Here is a 16,637-nt window from a genome sequence, read left to right as displayed (position 1 = left end):
GTAACAGGGGCCGAATGAGAGACAATACAGGCGCCTTACTGGCGCTTTTTCGTTATTTATCTCCAGCGAGGGCGCGCGGAAACAGAACGTTGTTTTCCAGACTGATGTGGTTCATCAGATCGTCGATCGTTTCATTAATGCCGTTATACAGGGCGCGCCAGGTGGTGCAGGCTTCCGGCGGCGGCGTCACGTTATTGGTGGTGTGCTTGATAACTTCCAGCAGTTCACCCGCTTCATCGTGTTCGCTTTCCATCACGTTGATGGGGCCAGCGCACTGGGCGCCCATCCCCTGCTTGATCATTGGGAACAGAATCTGCTCCTCTTTCATCATGTGGCTGCCCAGCTCTTCATGCAGCATGGTCAGATATTTCGCCAGGCCGCGCGGTACGCCTGGTTTGTCCGCATGCACGCGCTCTACTTTGGTAGCCTGCATGATAAGCTCCGGTAGCTGCTCGCGGTGTCTGTCGTGGTAACGCACGAGGATATGGTCGATGATTTCGCCCAGCGGCGCGGTTCGCCACTCTTTTTCGGGCTGTTCAGTGGCAAGCGCCGCCAGTTCGGCCTCGATAGCCTCCAGATCCAGCTCGCGGCGGGCCGCTGCGCGCGCCAGCGTCTGTTTACCGCCGCAGCAGAAATCAAGATCGTATTTACGGAACAGCGCCGACGCCCGTGGAATGGTTAACGCCAGTTCCCCTAAAGCCTGGTCACGAAAAGCCATAGCCAAAATCCTCATCAGTGAACTATAAAATGCATTTTAAATGCATCTTTATGGGAAAGCTATCACTCTTTTATGTCAGCACTGACCACACCTGGCGCAGGCCTGGCCCGAAGCGCCATCACCACGCCGATAATCAGGGCCGCGATGCCCAATAGCGTCGCCAGCGGCGGCCAGTCGTGGCGCAGCAGAAAGGCATAAAATAATCCGGCCAGATTTTCGAAGACGATAAGCGGCCCGAGGATCACCGTGGGAAGCCGCTGACTGGCTTCGTTCCAGCACAGGGCGCCTATCCAGGAACAGAGGATGGCAATGACGAACATCAGCGCGATGAACTGGCCCGGCTGCGGGCCAAAGGGGAGTGGAAAGGCTGGCTTCTGCCAGGCCAGCCAGAGACAACCGACCAGATAGCCGATAAGCGACAGCGGCAGAATCGTCAGCCCTTGTGCAGTGGCCCACATCATGGGGCTCTTATCGGGATTCTCTCGCAGCCAGCGAGCATTTTGCAGGGCGTAGACGGCCCAACAGATCATTGCCAGCAGCGCCATGCCCAGTCCTGCTCCGTAACGCAGGGGGCTGTAATCCGGCAGGCCATGGCGCAGTTCGGCAATATTAACCAGCACCAGTCCGACGGTGACGACCGCCAGAGACAGCAGCAACCGGCGCCAGGGTAGATGGCCGTCGCGCCGACTGTAGAGCAGATTCGCACAGATGGGTAGCACTACCGGCAGCGTGCCGACAATCATGGTGGAGATCGGCGAGCCGGTGCGCTGAATTGCGGCGGCGAGGAACAGATAATAGACCAGATTGCCGATGACGGAGATGCGCAACGCCGTCAGCCAGTTCCGGCGGTTGAGCTGGCGCAGACGCCGGCGTCCGAGCCAGGCCAGCGGCAGCGCAATAACGCCCAGGGCCAGATAGCGTCCCGTAGACAGCAGCACGGCCGGGTAATCCGGCGCCAGCAGCGGCCCCACAAAGATCAGCCCCCACATCAGCCCCGCCATCAGGGCCCAGACAATACCACTCAGCATCTTCTTATCCTTATTCATCCACTGGCGGTGAGTGTAAGGAGAGGCGAGGCGGAAATATTGTCGCAGCTTGCGGTATTAGCGCCTTACCTGCTTCTGGTAGCGGGCGGGGGTAATGCCGTAGCGCCAGGAGAAGGCGCGCGTCAGATGGGCCTGATCGCTCAGGCCGGTCGCGACGGCGACGGCGGCAGGGGCCATGCCGCTGGTCAGCAGCTGTTTGGCGCGCCACAGACGAATCGCCATCAGCATCTGGTGCGGCGTAACGTGGTAGTGGGCTTTGAACTGACGCTGGAAATGCCAGGGGCTCAGGGCAGCGACAGTGGCCAGCTCATCCAGGGTGATGGGGCGCATGTAGTTATCGTGCAGATATTCCTGAACCCGTGAGAAGCGGCAGGTCGCCTCACGCGGCGCAGGGGGCGGCGAGGCGACCGGGCGCAGCAGCGCCACCAGCTGTAGCAGAATTCCCTGACGGGTCAGCGGGTCGTCGTTTCCCCAGAGGGACTGAATCAGCGCCAGCGTGGCGCTGGCGCGGGCTGGATCCTGACGAACCGCGTCCCGGAACCACCAGATCGGCTCGCCGCTGATGTCGCTAAGGGTTTGCGGCTCCAGATAGATCATCTGATAGCGCCAACCGTCCTGACTTTCTGCCTGGCCGGTATGTAGCTCGTCCGGATTCATGGTGACCAACGAACCGGCCCCGGCGAGGTGCCAGGCACCGCGATAGCGGAAGCGTTCGGCGCCCTGTTCGATGGCGCCAATGCCGAAGCCCTCATGGGTATGGGGTTCGAAGGCGTAGCGCGCGATATGGGCGCGATAAAGCTCCACGCCAGGCAAGTCCGGCAGGTGTCGGAAGCTGGCACGATCGCGGATATCGTTAAACTCGTCAGGAACGCCCTGCATGCTGTTCTCCCGTTATCATCCTCCCATTATAGGGAGATGGCGGGATTATGACAGCGCCGCGCTCAGGCTCCGGGTCAGCGGGGTGGTGGGGCGTCCCAGCAGCTGGCTGAGCTGGTGGCCGTCGTCATAAAGACCGCCCTGAGCCGCGCCGCTGTCGGAATTCGCCAGCATGACGGCCAACCCTTCCGGCAGTCCGGCGTCAAGCAGCACCGCTTTATAGTCATCTTCGCTCAAATTTCGGTAGACCAGCGGCTTTCCGCTGATGCGCGCCGCTTCCGCCGCCAGCTGGCTCAGCGTCCAGCCTTCGTCGGCGGCCAGCTCCCAGACCCGGCCTGCTGGATCCGCCTGAGTCATGACGCTGGCGGCGGCGGCAGCATAGTCGGCACGCGGCGCGGCGGCGATTTTGCCGTCACCGGCGCAACCCATAAGGACGCCGTGCTCAAGGGCTGGCTTCAGGCTTGCCAGGTAGTTTTCCACATACCAGCCGTTGCGCAGCAGCGCATAAGGAATGCCGCTTTGGGCCAGCATCGCTTCCGTTTCCACATGTTCTGCCGCCAGTCCCAGCGGTGAGCGGTCGGCGTGCAGCAGGCTGGTATAGGCAATGAATTTAACGCCAGCCTGATGGGCCGCATTGATCACATGGCGGTGCTGGGCGCTACGTTGGCCCACTTCGCTTGAGGAGATAAACAGCAGGCGTTCCGCGCCGTTTAGTGCGGCGTTTAGCGCCGCTTCATCGCGATAGTCGGCCTGCCTGATGTTAATGCCCGCCGCCGCCAGGTCGCTGACCTTTGTGGGGTCGCGCACGATAGCGATAAGCTGGCTGGCAGGAGCGCTTTTTAATAGCTCGGTAATGGCAAGACGGCCCAGCTGGCCGGATGCGCCTGTAATCGCAATCATTTTTCTGCTCCTTATTTCGGGTTGGCTGTGGCACAATAGCACCATAACTAACTTTTAGTAAGTACGTACCAGAAGGTAACCATGAAACAGAACGAGTCGGTAAATTCCCTGAGCGAAAAGCTGCGAACCGGGAATCTGTTTGCAGAAAAATGTCCGTCGCGCGAAGTCCTGAAGCACCTCACCAGCCGCTGGGGCGTGCTGATTATGGTGGCGCTGCGCGATGGCACCCATCGCTTTAGCGAACTGCGCCGTAAAATGGGCGGCGTGAGCGAGAAGATGCTGGCTCAGAGCCTGCAGTGGCTGGAAGCCGATGGCTTTGTACTACGGCGTGCTCATCCGGTAGTGCCACCTCATGTGGAGTATAGCCTGACGCCGTTGGGTCGGGAGGTCAGCGAGAGGGTCGCGGCGCTGGCGGACTGGATTGAGGATAATCTGCCGCGGGTGCAGGAGGCCAGCCGGCCCGCAGATGGCGGCGCCGGCGAGATGGAAAAGCCCGCTATGGCCGTTGCAGATTCAGTTGCCAGATAGCGAAGCCGATATCATCGCTGCCCACACGGGTCATCGGATACTGCGCGTTGGCTTTAATAAAGGCGGTGGCTTTCTCTGTTGGTGAGGTTTCAAAGCGGATGTCCAGCGGCGTCTGGCTGTGAATGGGGGCCAGTCGCCAGTTGTTGTCCGCTGCCGGGTGGATCTCGCCGTCGCGGCCTGTGCGTTCGGCAATCCAGGCAGCCAGCACCGCGCGATTTTCGTCCGGTGAAGCAAAAGCGATGTGCTTTTCGCCGGTACCGGCGAATTTACCGCCCCAGGCGCGATAGTTGTTGGTCGCCACCAGGAAGGCCGCCTGAGGATCGATGGGTTTGCCGTTATAGGTCAGCGCCTTAATACGATGGGCCTGCGGGTTAATCAACTGGCATTCGCCGTCGTAACGTGCGGGCTGGGTAACGTCTATCTGATAATTCACGCCATCGATAATATCGAAGTTATAGGTGCGAAAACCTTCCCAGTTCAAAAGCGGCTGGGGCTTGCTGCTGTGAATGTCGATTTGGTTAAACTGGGCGGCAGAGCATTCCAGCCACTCCTGAACCTCCTGTCCGCTGGCTTTCACCACCACCAGCGTATTGGGGTAAAGATAGAGATCGGCGGCGTTACGGAAGGTGAGTTCGCCTTTTTCTACTTCCACAAAACTGGCTGGATCGTTTTTACGGCCGCCAACCTTAAACGGAGCGGCGGCGGAAAGCACCGGCAGATTTTCCAGGTTGGGATCGCCCTGAATATAGCGTTTAACGTAGTCGCGCTGGGCATTATTGACCACCTGTACCGTGGGATCGTCCTGCACCAGCGCCAGATAACTGTACATATTGTCGGACGAGCGACCGATGGGCTGGCTGACAAAGTCACGGGTGGCGTTATGGGCGTCGTTCAGAATGCTTTGTAGCTTTTTATCCACCGGCGCCAGCGACTTTTTAGCGCCGTTATCGTAGATGGGGCGCGCCTGCGCGCGGCCCTGAATCACCTTCCAGGTACCTTCGTCGTTACTGAGCGTCAGATCCACGATGCCGAGGTGATCGCCCCACATCCCCGGCATGACCGCGGGAATACCGTTAAGCGTCCCTTTTTCGATATCGGCGCCGGGAACCCTGGCGAAATCCTTGCCCGGGAAGACGGCGTGGGCATGACCGAAGAGGATGGCGTCGATGCCCGGTACCTGGCTAAGGTAGCCCGCTGAATTTTCGGCCATAGCCTGCCAGGGATCGCTGGAAAGGCCGGAGTGGGCCACCGCCACCACAATGTCCGCGCCCTGTTGACGCATCTGCGGTACGTAGCGGCGAGCGGTTTCGGTGATATCGTCCACGGTAACCCGGCCGTTCAGATTGGCCCGATCCCAGACCATAATCTGCGGTGGTACGAAACCGATGTAACCGATATTCAACGTGTGGCTCTGCCCGTCGCGGTCTTTTATCCGGGTTTTCTTTATCAGGTAAGGGGTAAACAGCGGTTTGCCGGTTTTCAGGTCGCGGATATTGGCGTTGACGTAGGGAAAACGGGCGCCGGCCAGCGCTTTGTGCAGGTAGTCCAGCCCGTAGTTAAATTCATGATTTCCCAGATTGCCGACGGCGTAATCCAGGGTATTCATCGCCTGGTAGACCGGATGCACTTCGCCCTGTTTTAGCCCCTTATGCGCCATGTAGTCGCCGAGCGGACTGCCCTGAATCAGATCCCCGTTATCCACCAGCACGCTGTTCGTCGCTTCTGCCCGGGCGGCTTTGATCAGACTGGCGGTACGTACCAGACCGAATTTTTCGCTTGGTTTATCTTTGTAGTAATCAAAGGCCAGCATATTACTGTGCAGGTCCGTGGTTTCCATGATGCGCAGATCGAGGATAGCGGCATGGGCCCCGACCGCGACCAGCGTGGCAATAAGCGTTGCGCTAAACTTAATCATCATTAACGTCCTTTTTTCCGAGCTGTTTCGCAAAACATTGTGCAGGAGAGAGTAAATTGCGATTAAAAATGTGAATCCTGCCAGAAAACAAAGCGGGGAAACCGGAATTCCTTCACAGATAGCGCAGCCAGGCATAATGAGATATAAAAACTCATATGTTAAAACAACAGGTTAATCGCCGGGCGGCGGTTAACGCAGCAACACAACACGAGGTGAACGATGTTAGAGAATATTTGCCAGCTCGCGCGGGAGGCCGGCGATGCCATTATGCGGGTCTACGATGGTGAGCAGCCGCTGGAGGCCAGCAGTAAATCAGACGATTCACCGGTAACGGCGGCGGATATCGCTGCGCACGAAATTATAATCAAAGGACTGAAGGCGCTGACGCCGGAAATTCCGGTGCTTTCAGAAGAGGCTCCCCAGCAGTGGGAAGAGCGCCGGGGCTGGCAGCGTTACTGGCTGGTGGATCCGCTGGACGGCACTAAAGAGTTCCTGAAGCGTAACGATGAGTTTACCGTGAATATCGCCCTGATCGAAAACGGTAAAGCGGTGATGGGGGTGGTGTATGCTCCGGCGCTGAAGGTGATGTATAGCGCGGCACAAGGGAAGGCCTGGAAGGAAGAGGGGGGCGTAAATAATCCTATCCATATTCGCGACGGCAAGCCGCCGCTGGTGGTGATTAGTCGCTCCCATGGTAACGATCCTGAGCTGAATGAGTACCTTCAGCAACTGGGTGAGCACCAGACCACATCGATTGGCTCGTCGCTGAAATTTTGCCTGGTGGCGGAAGGCAAGGCCCAACTTTATCCGCGTTTTGGACCGACTAATATCTGGGATACCGCTGCGGGCCACGCGGTGGCGGTGGCCGCTGGCGCTCACGTTAATGACTGGCAGGGGCGTCCCCTGGACTACACGCCGCGCGAATCCTTCCTGAATCCTGGGTTTCGGGTCTCTATTTTTTAACCAGTTGATGCAGCAGAGTGATAACCTGCTGCACTTCCTGAGCGGTCAGGGCGCCGTCTTTGACGAAGCGCACCCGTCCGTCGCTATCCAGTACCACAATGGCAGAGCCGCCGGAATCCAGCTTCCAGGCGTGCTGCACCCGGCCCTGGTCGTCTACCACGAACTGTGACCAGGGATACTGCTTTTTGTTGCTCTCGATGCTGTTGCGCACAAACATGCCGGTGCCAGGGATGGCGTCGTCGGTGTTGACGATAGTGGTCGTCTGATAGCGGTCTTTGGGCAGTCTGGCCTGTTTGATGGCTTCAATCAGCGAAGCATTCATCTCTTTTGCCGAAGCGCGTCCGGCAATATGTTGCACCACTCGCACTTTTCCCGTTAGCTGACTACTGTTCCAGTTTTTATAGCTAAACTTATCCTGGTTGAACATCAGTTCCCCCCGCTCGCTTATCCCCACCGGCGCCACGCGATGGCCGTTTTTCAGGTTATGGGCGTTAATGGTTGTCGGCAGCAGCAGGCAAAGCAGGGGCAGTACGGCACGTAGAGACATAGCGGTTCCTCTTTTCAGCGTTTCATTAAAGCATATGTCTGCTTTCAACCCCTTTCACGCAAGGTTAATGCCAGTCTGGGGGCTGGCGCACATATCCTGAAATATTTGGATCCTTATTCTGAGTTCTGTGGGGAACTGAAAAGAAAGCTCTGAAAAATTGTAATAAAACGGTAAATAACATCAGGCAGACTGGGTGCCCTGTGATTTATGGTCTATAGTTTTTGGGCAACAAAATTTGCGTCTCACTACGTCGGTTAGCCAGATTTGGCTCCGCGAGGCGTAGACCCAAAAAGCAGGAGAGAATTGAGAATGAAAATTTTCCAACGTTACAACCCGCTTCAGGTGGCGAAGTACGTGAAGATCCTGTTCCGTGGACGGTTGTATATCAAGGACGTTGGCGCTTTCGAGTTCGATAAGGGTAAGATCCTGATCCCGAAAGTGAAAGATAAGCTTCACTTATCCGTTATGTCCGAGGTCAATCGTCAGGTTATGCGTTTACAGACAGATATGGCGTAATCGTTCGGAACATGAATGGCGTGAAGTAAAAACGGCCCCGATTGGGGCCGTTCAGGTTTATAACAAAGAGGAAAAAACGTGGTTTTTCCTCTTTGCGGTTATCAGCCGAAAATCAATGAATTGATTTTCCTTGTTTATTTTTATGATGATTCTGGCCGAAGGCGTTCGGCCCAGGTTTATCAACAGTCTTAACGGCCCCGCTGGGGCCGTTGATGTTTCTGGCGTCAGGACGCGCTCTGCTCGTCGGGCAGTCTGGGCAATAGCGGCGTTGGCCGTTTGTCCAGGCGCGTCACCAGCAACTGGTCGATGCGGAAGTTGTCGATATCCACCACCTCGAACTTGTAGCCGGCGTATTTTACGGAATCGGTACGCTTGGGGATCTTGCGCAGCGTATACATCATAAAGCCGCCGATGGTTTCGTAATTGTCGGAGTGTGGGAACTCGTCGATATCCAGTACGCGCATCACGTCGTCGATGGGGGTACCCCCTTCCACCAGCCAGGAGTTTTCGTCGCGGGCGACTATCTGCTCTTCCATCCCCTGGCCCACCAGATCCCCCATCAGGGTGGTCATTACGTCGTTCAGGGTAATAATCCCCATCACCAGCGCATATTCGTTCATGATAATGGCGAAGTCTTCGCCCGCGCTTTTGAAGCTTTCCAGCGCTTCTGAGAGCGTCAGGGTATCCGGTACGATCAGCGTATTGCGAATCTGTACGCCGCTGGTCAACGCCAGACTCTGGTTGCCCAGCACGCGGTTCAGCAGCTCTTTGGAGTCGACATAGCCGATGATGTGATCGATATCCTCGTTACACACCAGGAATTTGGAGTGCGGATGTTCGGCTATCTTGGTCTTCAGGCTCTGTTCATCTTCGTGGAGATCGAACCAAACGATGTTTTCACGCGAGGTCATTGAAGAGGGCACGGTGCGTGACTCCAGCTCAAAGACGTTTTCGATCAGCTCATGCTCCGACTTGCGCAGCACCCCGGCCAGCGCGCCGGCTTCCACCACGGCGTAGATATCGTCCGGCGTGATATCGTCTTTGCGCGCCATCGGCAGCTTAAACAGGCGAAAGATGGAGTTGGCCAGACCGTTAAAAAACCACACCAGCGGGCTAAAGACTATCAGACAGAAGCGCATCGGGTTGATGATCCGTAACGCGATAGTTTCCGGCGCGATCATACCGATGCGTTTCGGGGTCAGGTCGGCGAACAGAATAAACATGCCGGTGACCAGCGAGAACGAGAGGATAAAGCTGATTTGTTCCGAAAGTTCGGGGGACAGGAATTTGTCGAGCACTTCTCGGAAGGCCGGGGAGAACGCCGCGTCGCCGACAATACCACCCAGAATGGCCACCGCGTTCAGGCCAATCTGTACCACGGTAAAGAAGGTACCCGGGTTTTCCTGCATGGCGAGCACCCGCTGGGCATTAACGTTGCCTTCGTCCGCCAGCAGTTTCAGCTTAATCTTACGGGAAGCGGCCAGCGAGATCTCGGATACCGAGAAGAACGCACTGACAGCGATCAGGAAAAGTATCAGTAAAATACTGTTTAACATATCTTATCCGGCCGTCTGGCCAGATCCTCGGAAGGAAAGTTGATAATCCGTGTGAATTTTACCCTAAATCCTTCAGGTTGCAGGAAAGCGGCAAGCTTGTGAATCCCCGGGAGCATAGCCGTACTATGTGACTGGGGTGGGCAAGCGCAGCCAACGTATCGGCAGCCTGAAGTATGACAGGTAAACACGTAAAAACCGGCCGAAGGGTACAAGGCCGGTTAACTTCCCCGCGATGTCACAGCAATAAAGCCATTAATATCGCGGGGTAACGTCCTGCATTATAGCAGGGGGGCACCTCAGGCCGCCAGTGGCTCAGCCGGCAGGGGGCAGGCAGACGCCGATGCCGCCAATGCCGCAGTATCCATAAGGATTTTTGTGCAGGTACTGCTGGTGCTCCTCTTCGGCGTAGTAGAATGGCGTCGCGTGGGCGATTTCGGTGGTGACGGTGCGTGAGTCGCCGGCCTGGGCCATCGCTTGCTGATAGCGCTCCAGGCTCGCCTGGGCCGCGGTTTCCTGTTCCGGCGTCAGTGGATAGATGGCGGAACGATACTGGGTACCCTTATCGTTGCCCTGGCGCATGCCCTGAGCCGGATCGTGATTTTCCCAGAAGATTTGCAGCAGATGGTCATAGCTGATGATTTTGGGGTCATAAACCACCCGAACCGCTTCGGCATGGCCGGTCTGGCCGCTGCACACTTCGCGGTAGGTGGGATTGGGGGTATAGCCGCCGGTATAGCCCGCAGCGGTGCTGTAGACGCCTTTCTGCTGCCAGAACAGGCGCTCCACGCCCCAGAAGCAGCCCATGGCAAACAGCGCCACTTCCATGCCTTCCGGCACGTTGGTCATCGAGTGGCCGGTGACGGCATTTAGCGTGGGAACCGGCATTGGCGTACTGCGGCCTGGCAGTGCTTCCGACGGCGCCACAAGGTGGGTTTTATCAAAGAGTGTCACGGTATTGCCCCCGAAGAGAGTAAGAAAATTAACAGACTGGCGTTGCAAGGTTGTAACCCGGCGCTCATTTGCGGACAATAAACGCTTCAATCGGGTTATCCATAAACTATAAGAATTATTTGGGACATCGATAACTTTTCAACCCTTTGGTTTTAGGGTTTTGCGACGCCGCGGAGTGGCGAGACGCTTTTTCAGGGAATGGAGACAAGGGATATCAGGAGAATACGTGCCACGAATTCGAATTATTTGTCTGGCCAGCTTGTTGCTGGTAAGCGGTCTGGCGAATGCGGCCAGCGTGAGGCTAAAAGTCGAGGGACTCAGCGGAGAGCTGGAAAAAAACGTCCGTGCGCAGCTATCTACTATCCAGAGCGATGAGGTAACACCTGACCGGCGCTTCCAGGCGCGCGTGGATGACGCGATCCGCGAAGGACTAAAAGCGCTGGGTTACTATGAGCCGACTATCGACTTCGATCTAAAACCGCCCCCATCCAAAGGCGGTCGTCAGGTGCTGCTGGTTAATGTAAAAGCCGGCGAGCCGGTACGCATTGGCGGTACCAATGTGATCCTGCGCGGCGGTGCGCGTACCGATGAAGCCTATCTGAATCACCTGAAAAAGCGTCCGAAAGAGGGCACGGTTCTGAATCACGGCGACTATGAAAGCTTTAAAAAAGGCTTTACCAGCATTGCGTTGCGCCGTGGTTACTTCGACAGTGAATTTAAAAAGAGCCAGCTTGGCATTTCTCTTGAACGGCATCAGGCTTTCTGGGATTTCGATTATGACAGCGGCGAACGTTACCGCTTTGGTAAGGTGAATTTCCAGGGGTCGCAGATCCGTACCGAATATCTCGATAAGCTGGTGCCCTTTAAAGAGGGCGACTACTACAACTCCAGCGATTTGGCTGAGCTGAACCGACGACTGGCCGCGACCGGATGGTTTAACTCGGTGGTGGTGGCGCCGGACTTCGAAAAGTCACGTAAAACTAAGGTGCTGCCGCTGAATGGCGTCATGTCACCGCGCAGCAGCAATACCATTGAAACCGGGATTGGCTATTCCACGGACGTCGGCCCGCGGGTTAAAGCCACCTGGAAGAAGCCCTGGGTTAACTCCTGGGGCCACAGTTTGACCACCAGCGCCAGCATCTCTTCCCCGGAACAGATTCTGGATTTCAGCTATAAGATCCCGCTGCTGAAAAGTCCGCTGGAGCAGTACTACACGGTGCAGGGCGGCTTTAAGCGCACCGACCTTAACGATACCGAGGCGGACTCCACCACGCTCGCGGTATCGCGCAACTGGGATAACGAAAGCGGCTGGAAAAAGGCGCTCAACCTGCGCTGGAGTCTCGACCACTTTACCCAGGGGCAAATCACCAACACCACCATGTTGCTGTATCCCGGCGCCAGCATTAGCCGTACCCGCTCGCGCGGCGGTCTGATGCCTACCTGGGGCGATTCTCAGCGCTATTCTGTGGACTACTCCAACACCCTGTGGGGGTCCGACGTCGACTTTATTGTGATGCAGGCGCAAAACGTCTGGATCCGCACCCTGTTCGATCGCCATCGTTTTGTCTTTCGCGGCAACCTGGGATGGATAGAAACCAATGATTTCAATATGGTGCCGCCGGATCTGCGCTTCTTTGCCGGGGGCGATCGCAGTATTCGTGGCTATGACTACAAATCGATCTCGCCTAAAGACAGCGAAGGCAAACTGACCGGTGCCTCGAAGCTGGCCACGGGGTCAGTGGAATACCAGTACAATGTGACCGGTAAATGGTGGGGCGCAGTCTTCGTCGATGCCGGTGAAGCGGTAAACGACATCAAACGCAGTAACTTCAAGACCGGCGCTGGCGTCGGGGTACGCTGGCAGTCGCCGGTCGGCCCCATCAAGCTGGACTTCGCGGTGCCGGTCGGCGATGACGAGGAGCATGGTTTGCAGTTCTACATCGGTCTGGGGCCTGAATTATGAGGCGATGGAAGAAAATAAGCCTTGCGGTGCTGGTGGTTCTGCTGGTGCTTATCGGCAGTGTGGCGTTTCTGGTCGGAACCACTACCGGTCTGCATCTGATCTTTAAAGCGGCGAATCGCTGGGTGCCGGGGCTGGAGATAGCTCAGGTGACCGGCGGCTGGCGTAATCTGTCGGTAAAAGGCGTGAGTTATGAGCAGCCTGGCGTGGCAGTGCGCGCCGGCGAGTTTCATTTCGCGCTCAAACCCGCCTGTTTGTGGAATTCCAGCCTGTGCGTTAACGACATCTCGCTGCGCGATGTCAACGTGGTGGTGGATACCAAAAAGATGCCGCCTGCCGCCGCGCAGCCGGAGCAGGAAGAGAGCGGGCCGCTGAACCTCAGTACGCCTTATCCCATTAGCCTCAGTCGCCTGGCGCTGAATAACGTCAATATTAAAATCGACGACACCACCGTATCGGTGATGGATTTTTCCTCGGGAATGGCGTGGGAGCAGCGTAACCTGACGCTGACCCCTACCTCGCTCAAGGGGCTGCTGATAGCACTGCCGAAGGCCGCCGATGTGGCGCAGGAACAGGTGGTGGAGCCGGTCGAGAAACCGGATCCCAATGCACCGCCGTTGGGTGAGACGCTACGCCAGATGTTCGCTAAACCGCTGCTGCCGGAAATGACCGATGTTCATCTGCCGGTAAACCTGAATATCCAGTCGTTTAAGGGCGAGCAGTTACGCATGACTGGCGACACCGATCTGATGGTGCACAATCTGCTGCTGAAGGTAAGCAGCAGCGATGGACACATGAAGATCGACACCCTGGATATCGATTCCGATCAGGGCAAGGTTACCGCCAGCGGCGGCGCTGAGCTGCGCGGCGACTGGCCGGTGGATATCACCCTGAATAGCGCGCTGAACGTCGAGCCGCTTAAGGGTGAGAAGATCAAGCTGAAAGTGAACGGCGCGCTGCGCGACACGCTGAATCTGGGACTGAATCTGAGCGGCCCGGTGGCGGTAGCGCTAAAGGCCGATGCCCGTCTGGCGGAAGCAGGGCTACCGATGAACGTCGAGATTAACAGCCCGCGACTTTACTGGCCCCTGAGCGGCGCGAAGCAGTATCAGGCGGATAATCTCCACCTGAAGCTCAGCGGTAAGGCGACCGACTATCTTCTGTCGTTGCGCACCGCGGTGAAGGGCGATCAGGTGCCACCCGCCACTATCACTCTGGATGCGAAAGGAAACGAGTGTCAGATAAACCTGGATAAACTGCGGGTCGCGGCGCTACAGGGGAATATCGATCTTAACGCGGTGCTGGACTGGGAGCAGGCCATTAGCTGGCGCAGCGAATTGCGTCTGGACGGTATCAATACTGCGAAGCAGTACCCGGACTGGCCGGCGAAGCTGAACGGTCTGGTGAAAACCCGCGGCAGCCTGTACGGCGGAACCTGGCAGATGGAAGTGCCGGAACTGAAGCTCAACGGCAACGTGAAGCAGAACCCGGTTAACGTCGATGGTCAGCTCAAAGGCAACAGCTACATGCAGTGGGATATCCCGGGTCTGCACGTGGCGCTGGGTCGTAACCGCGCCGATGTGAAGGGGCAGGTAGGCGATAAGTCGATGGCGCTGGATGCCAACATTGACGCTCCTAATCTGGATAATGCGCTGCCAGGGTTGGGCGGTACGGCTAAAGGGATGATTCAGCTACGCGGTAATCTGCAGGCGCCGAAATTGCTGGCGGATCTGACCGCTAACGGGCTGCGCTGGCAGGAGCTTTCCATCAATCGCGTACGGCTGTCGGGGGATGTCACGTCCAGCGATCAGATAGCCGGCAACCTTTCACTCCAGGTGAATAGCGTCAAACAGCCGGGCCTGGATATCAGCCAGGTGACCATGGATGCGAAAGGGAACGAGCAACAGCATCAGCTACAGCTCAACATTCAGGGGGAACCGGTCTCTGGCCGACTGCATCTGAGCGGCAGCTTCGATCGTAAAGCCGAACGCTGGCAGGGGCAGCTTAGCGATACCCGTTTCGATACCCCGGTCGGGCCCTGGTCGCTGTCGCGCGCCATTGCGCTGGATTATCACAATCAGCAGCAGAAGATTAATATCGGGCCGCACTGCTGGAATAACCCGAATGCCGAACTCTGCGTACCGCAGACCATTGAAGCCGGAGCCAGCGGTCATGCGGTTGTTAATCTTAACCGCTTCGACCTGGCGATGCTCAAACCCTTTATGCCGGATACCACCCAGGCCAGTGGGGTATTCAGCGGCAATGCCGATGTGACCTGGAACAGTGAGGGTGGCCTGCCGCAGGGCAAAGTGGCTCTTAAGGGACGCGGCGTGAAGGTGGTGCAGGAGGTGAATAACAACCCGCTGCCGGTGGCATTTGATACCCTGAACCTGGATGCCGAATTGCGTAACAATCGCGCCCAGATGGGCTGGATGATTCGCATCGCCAATAACGGTCAGTTCGACGGTCAGGTACAGGTCAACGATCCGCAGGGCCAGCGAAATCTGGCTGGCAACATTAACATTCGCGACTTCTCGCTGGCGATGGTGAACGCCATCTTCTCGCGCGGCGAGAAAGCGGCGGGGAACCTGAACGCGAATCTGCGGCTGGGAGGCAATGCCCGTAATCCGCAAATGTTTGGCGATCTGCGTTTACGCAATCTGGATATCGACGGCAACTTTATGCCCTTCGATATGGTGCCCAGCGAACTCACGCTCGCCTTTAACGGTATGAGCTCCACCCTGCAGGGCGTGGTACGCACCGGTCGCGGTCAGATAAACCTGAGCGGTGACGCTGACTGGAGCCAGCTCGATAACTGGCGCGCCAGAGTCGCGGCGAAGGGGAATCGGGTGCGAGTCACCGTGCCGCCGATGGTGAGGCTGGACGTATCGCCGGACGTGGTGTTTGAAGCTAACCCCAGCCTGTTTACGCTGAATGGTAATGTGGACGTGCCCTGGGCGCGGATCACCGTTCAGGAGCTGCCGGAAAGTGCGGTTGGGGTCTCCAGCGACGAAGTGATGCTGGATAAAGATCTCAAACCCAAAGAGGCGGTCAGCGCCGGGATCCCAATCAACAGCAACCTGAATATCCACGTGGGCGATAATGTGCGGCTGGACGCTTTCGGGCTGAAGGCGAAGCTTAACGGCGATCTGAAAGTGGCTCAGGATAAGCAGGGGCTGGGCCTGAACGGCCAGATCAATATTCCGGAAGGGCGTTTCCACGCTTACGGCCAGGATTTGCTGGTGCGTAAAGGAGAACTGCTGTTTTCCGGCCCGCCGGATCAGCCGCTGCTGAATATCGAGGCGATCCGTAATCCGGATGCCACTGAAGACGATGTGACCGCCGGGGTGCGGGTTACCGGTTCTGCCGATGAACCTAAGGTGGAGGTCTTCTCTGACCCGGTTCTCTCTCAGCAGGAAGCGCTCTCCTACCTGCTGCGCGGCCAGGGGCTGGATGCCTCTGGCACTGACAGCCAGGCCATGACCTCAATGCTAATTGGCCTGGGGGTTGCACAGAGTGGTCAGGTTGTGGGTAAAATCGGCGAAACCTTTGGCGTAAGTAATCTGGCGCTGGATACCGAAGGGGTGGGCGACTCCTCCCAGGTGGTGGTCAGCGGCTATGTGTTACCGGGCCTGCAGGTGAAATATGGGATGGGCATTTTTGATTCGCTGGCGACGCTGACTTTACGTTACCGCCTGATGCCTAAACTGTATCTGGAAGCGGTGTCTGGCGTAGATCAGGCACTGGATCTGCTTTATCAGTTTGAGTTTTAGCAATGCGAATATTTGTCTACGGCAGTTTAAGGCACAAACAGGGCAACAGCCACTGGATGACCAACGCGCAGTTACTGGGCGCTTTTAGTATTGAGGGTTATCAGCTGTATAGCCTGGGGCATTATCCCGGCGCGGTGCCGGGAGAAGGCTCGGTATACGGTGAAGTGTACCGGATCGATGCCTCGACCCTGGCTGAGCTTGACGATCTGCGTACCCAGGGAGGCGAATATAAGCGTCAGCTGATTCAGACGCCCTACGGAAGCGCGTGGATGTATGTCTACCAGCGTCCAACTGGCGGGTTGACGCTGATCGAGAGCGGTGACTGGATCGATCGCGATAAGTATAAATGAGTCGCCAGTCTCTGCGGATAATCCAGAGCGACCGTGCT

14 protein-coding genes are annotated in these 16,637 nt (G+C 57.1%); 6 read left to right on the top strand and 8 right to left on the bottom strand.

Annotation, left to right across the window (positions count from 1 at the left end; translation table 11 throughout):
• Positions 1-52: 52 nt before the first annotated feature.
• The 4 genes from ytfE to V3W49_RS03625 all read right to left on the bottom strand — a co-directional run bounded on the left by ytfE (position 53) and on the right by V3W49_RS03625 (position 3,540).
• Entirely contained in the window at positions 53-718 is a 666-nt protein-coding gene (ytfE, locus tag V3W49_RS03640) for an iron-sulfur cluster repair protein YtfE (RefSeq protein WP_500143755.1), read from the bottom strand.
• 62 nt (positions 719-780) lie between these two features.
• Complete coding sequence (locus V3W49_RS03635) at positions 781-1,746, bottom strand: DMT family transporter (protein WP_500143754.1); 966 nt, start codon at positions 1,744-1,746, stop codon at positions 781-783.
• 75 nt (positions 1,747-1,821) lie between these two features.
• Positions 1,822-2,643: an AraC family transcriptional regulator gene (locus V3W49_RS03630; RefSeq protein ID WP_500143753.1), complete on the bottom strand. Its 822-nt coding sequence runs from the start codon at positions 2,641-2,643 to the stop codon at positions 1,822-1,824.
• Between the two features lie 45 nt (positions 2,644-2,688).
• Positions 2,689-3,540 (bottom strand): SDR family oxidoreductase, encoded by an 852-nt coding sequence (locus V3W49_RS03625; RefSeq protein WP_500143752.1) that lies wholly within the window; start codon positions 3,538-3,540, stop codon positions 2,689-2,691.
• Between the two features lie 81 nt (positions 3,541-3,621).
• On the opposite strand from V3W49_RS03625, the gene V3W49_RS03620 reads away from it, so the two are divergent.
• Positions 3,622-4,068, top strand: a complete 447-nt coding sequence (locus V3W49_RS03620; protein WP_500143751.1) for a winged helix-turn-helix transcriptional regulator — start codon at positions 3,622-3,624, stop codon at positions 4,066-4,068.
• Here V3W49_RS03620 and V3W49_RS03615 read toward each other — a convergent pair.
• Positions 4,037-5,983: a bifunctional 2',3'-cyclic-nucleotide 2'-phosphodiesterase/3'-nucleotidase gene (locus tag V3W49_RS03615; RefSeq protein WP_500144013.1), complete on the bottom strand. Its 1,947-nt coding sequence runs from the start codon at positions 5,981-5,983 to the stop codon at positions 4,037-4,039. The genes V3W49_RS03620 and V3W49_RS03615 overlap by 32 nt on opposite strands.
• A 219-nt stretch (positions 5,984-6,202) precedes the next feature.
• Between V3W49_RS03615 and cysQ the strand changes: the two genes are divergently transcribed.
• Positions 6,203-6,946, top strand: a complete 744-nt coding sequence (cysQ, locus tag V3W49_RS03610; protein WP_500143750.1) for a 3'(2'),5'-bisphosphate nucleotidase CysQ — start codon at positions 6,203-6,205, stop codon at positions 6,944-6,946.
• On the opposite strand, the gene V3W49_RS03605 is transcribed toward cysQ, so the two are convergent.
• On the bottom strand, positions 6,936-7,493 hold the full coding sequence (locus V3W49_RS03605) for a YtfJ family protein (protein ID WP_500143749.1): 558 nt from the start codon (positions 7,491-7,493) through the stop codon (positions 6,936-6,938). The two genes, cysQ and V3W49_RS03605, sit on opposite strands and share 11 nt — an antisense overlap.
• A gap of 309 nt (positions 7,494-7,802) precedes the next feature.
• On the opposite strand from V3W49_RS03605, the gene V3W49_RS03600 reads away from it, so the two are divergent.
• Positions 7,803-8,009, top strand: coding sequence for a DUF1107 domain-containing protein (locus V3W49_RS03600; protein ID WP_064525854.1), 207 nt, complete (start codon positions 7,803-7,805; stop codon positions 8,007-8,009).
• A 224-nt stretch (positions 8,010-8,233) separates the two neighbouring features.
• Here V3W49_RS03600 and paeA read toward each other — a convergent pair whose 3' ends face one another.
• Together paeA and msrA are read right to left on the bottom strand one after the other, a co-directional pair.
• A complete protein-coding gene (gene paeA, locus V3W49_RS03595) occupies positions 8,234-9,565 on the bottom strand; it encodes a polyamine export protein PaeA (RefSeq protein ID WP_500143747.1) in 1,332 nt (443 codons plus the stop codon).
• 312 nt (positions 9,566-9,877) lie between these two features.
• Positions 9,878-10,516 (bottom strand): peptide-methionine (S)-S-oxide reductase MsrA, encoded by a 639-nt coding sequence (gene msrA / locus V3W49_RS03590; protein ID WP_500143746.1) that lies wholly within the window; start codon positions 10,514-10,516, stop codon positions 9,878-9,880.
• Positions 10,517-10,742: 226 nt separating this feature from the next.
• Here msrA and tamA point away from each other — a divergent pair, with 226 nt between their 5' ends.
• The 3 genes from tamA to V3W49_RS03575 are packed head-to-tail and all read left to right on the top strand — an operon-like array spanning position 10,743 to position 16,599.
• Positions 10,743-12,479: an autotransporter assembly complex protein TamA gene (tamA, locus tag V3W49_RS03585; protein ID WP_500143745.1), complete on the top strand. Its 1,737-nt coding sequence runs from the start codon at positions 10,743-10,745 to the stop codon at positions 12,477-12,479.
• Positions 12,476-16,249 carry an autotransporter assembly complex protein TamB gene (tamB, locus tag V3W49_RS03580; protein ID WP_500143743.1) on the top strand — a complete coding sequence of 1,258 codons (3,774 nt, stop codon included), beginning with the start codon at positions 12,476-12,478 and terminating at the stop codon, positions 16,247-16,249. The genes tamA and tamB overlap by 4 nt, the downstream gene beginning before the upstream one ends.
• Positions 16,250-16,251: 2 nt before the next feature.
• Positions 16,252-16,599 carry a gamma-glutamylcyclotransferase family protein gene (locus V3W49_RS03575; protein WP_500143742.1) on the top strand — a complete coding sequence of 116 codons (348 nt, stop codon included), beginning with the start codon at positions 16,252-16,254 and terminating at the stop codon, positions 16,597-16,599.
• Positions 16,600-16,637 lie beyond the last annotated feature (38 nt).

It is taken from the genome of Rosenbergiella sp. YN46 (assembly GCF_036620675.1).
Lineage (GTDB): Bacteria > Pseudomonadota > Gammaproteobacteria > Enterobacterales > Enterobacteriaceae > Jejubacter.
The sequence above is the reverse complement of the archived record's forward strand: the minus strand, read 5'-3'. Positions and strand labels throughout refer to the sequence as shown.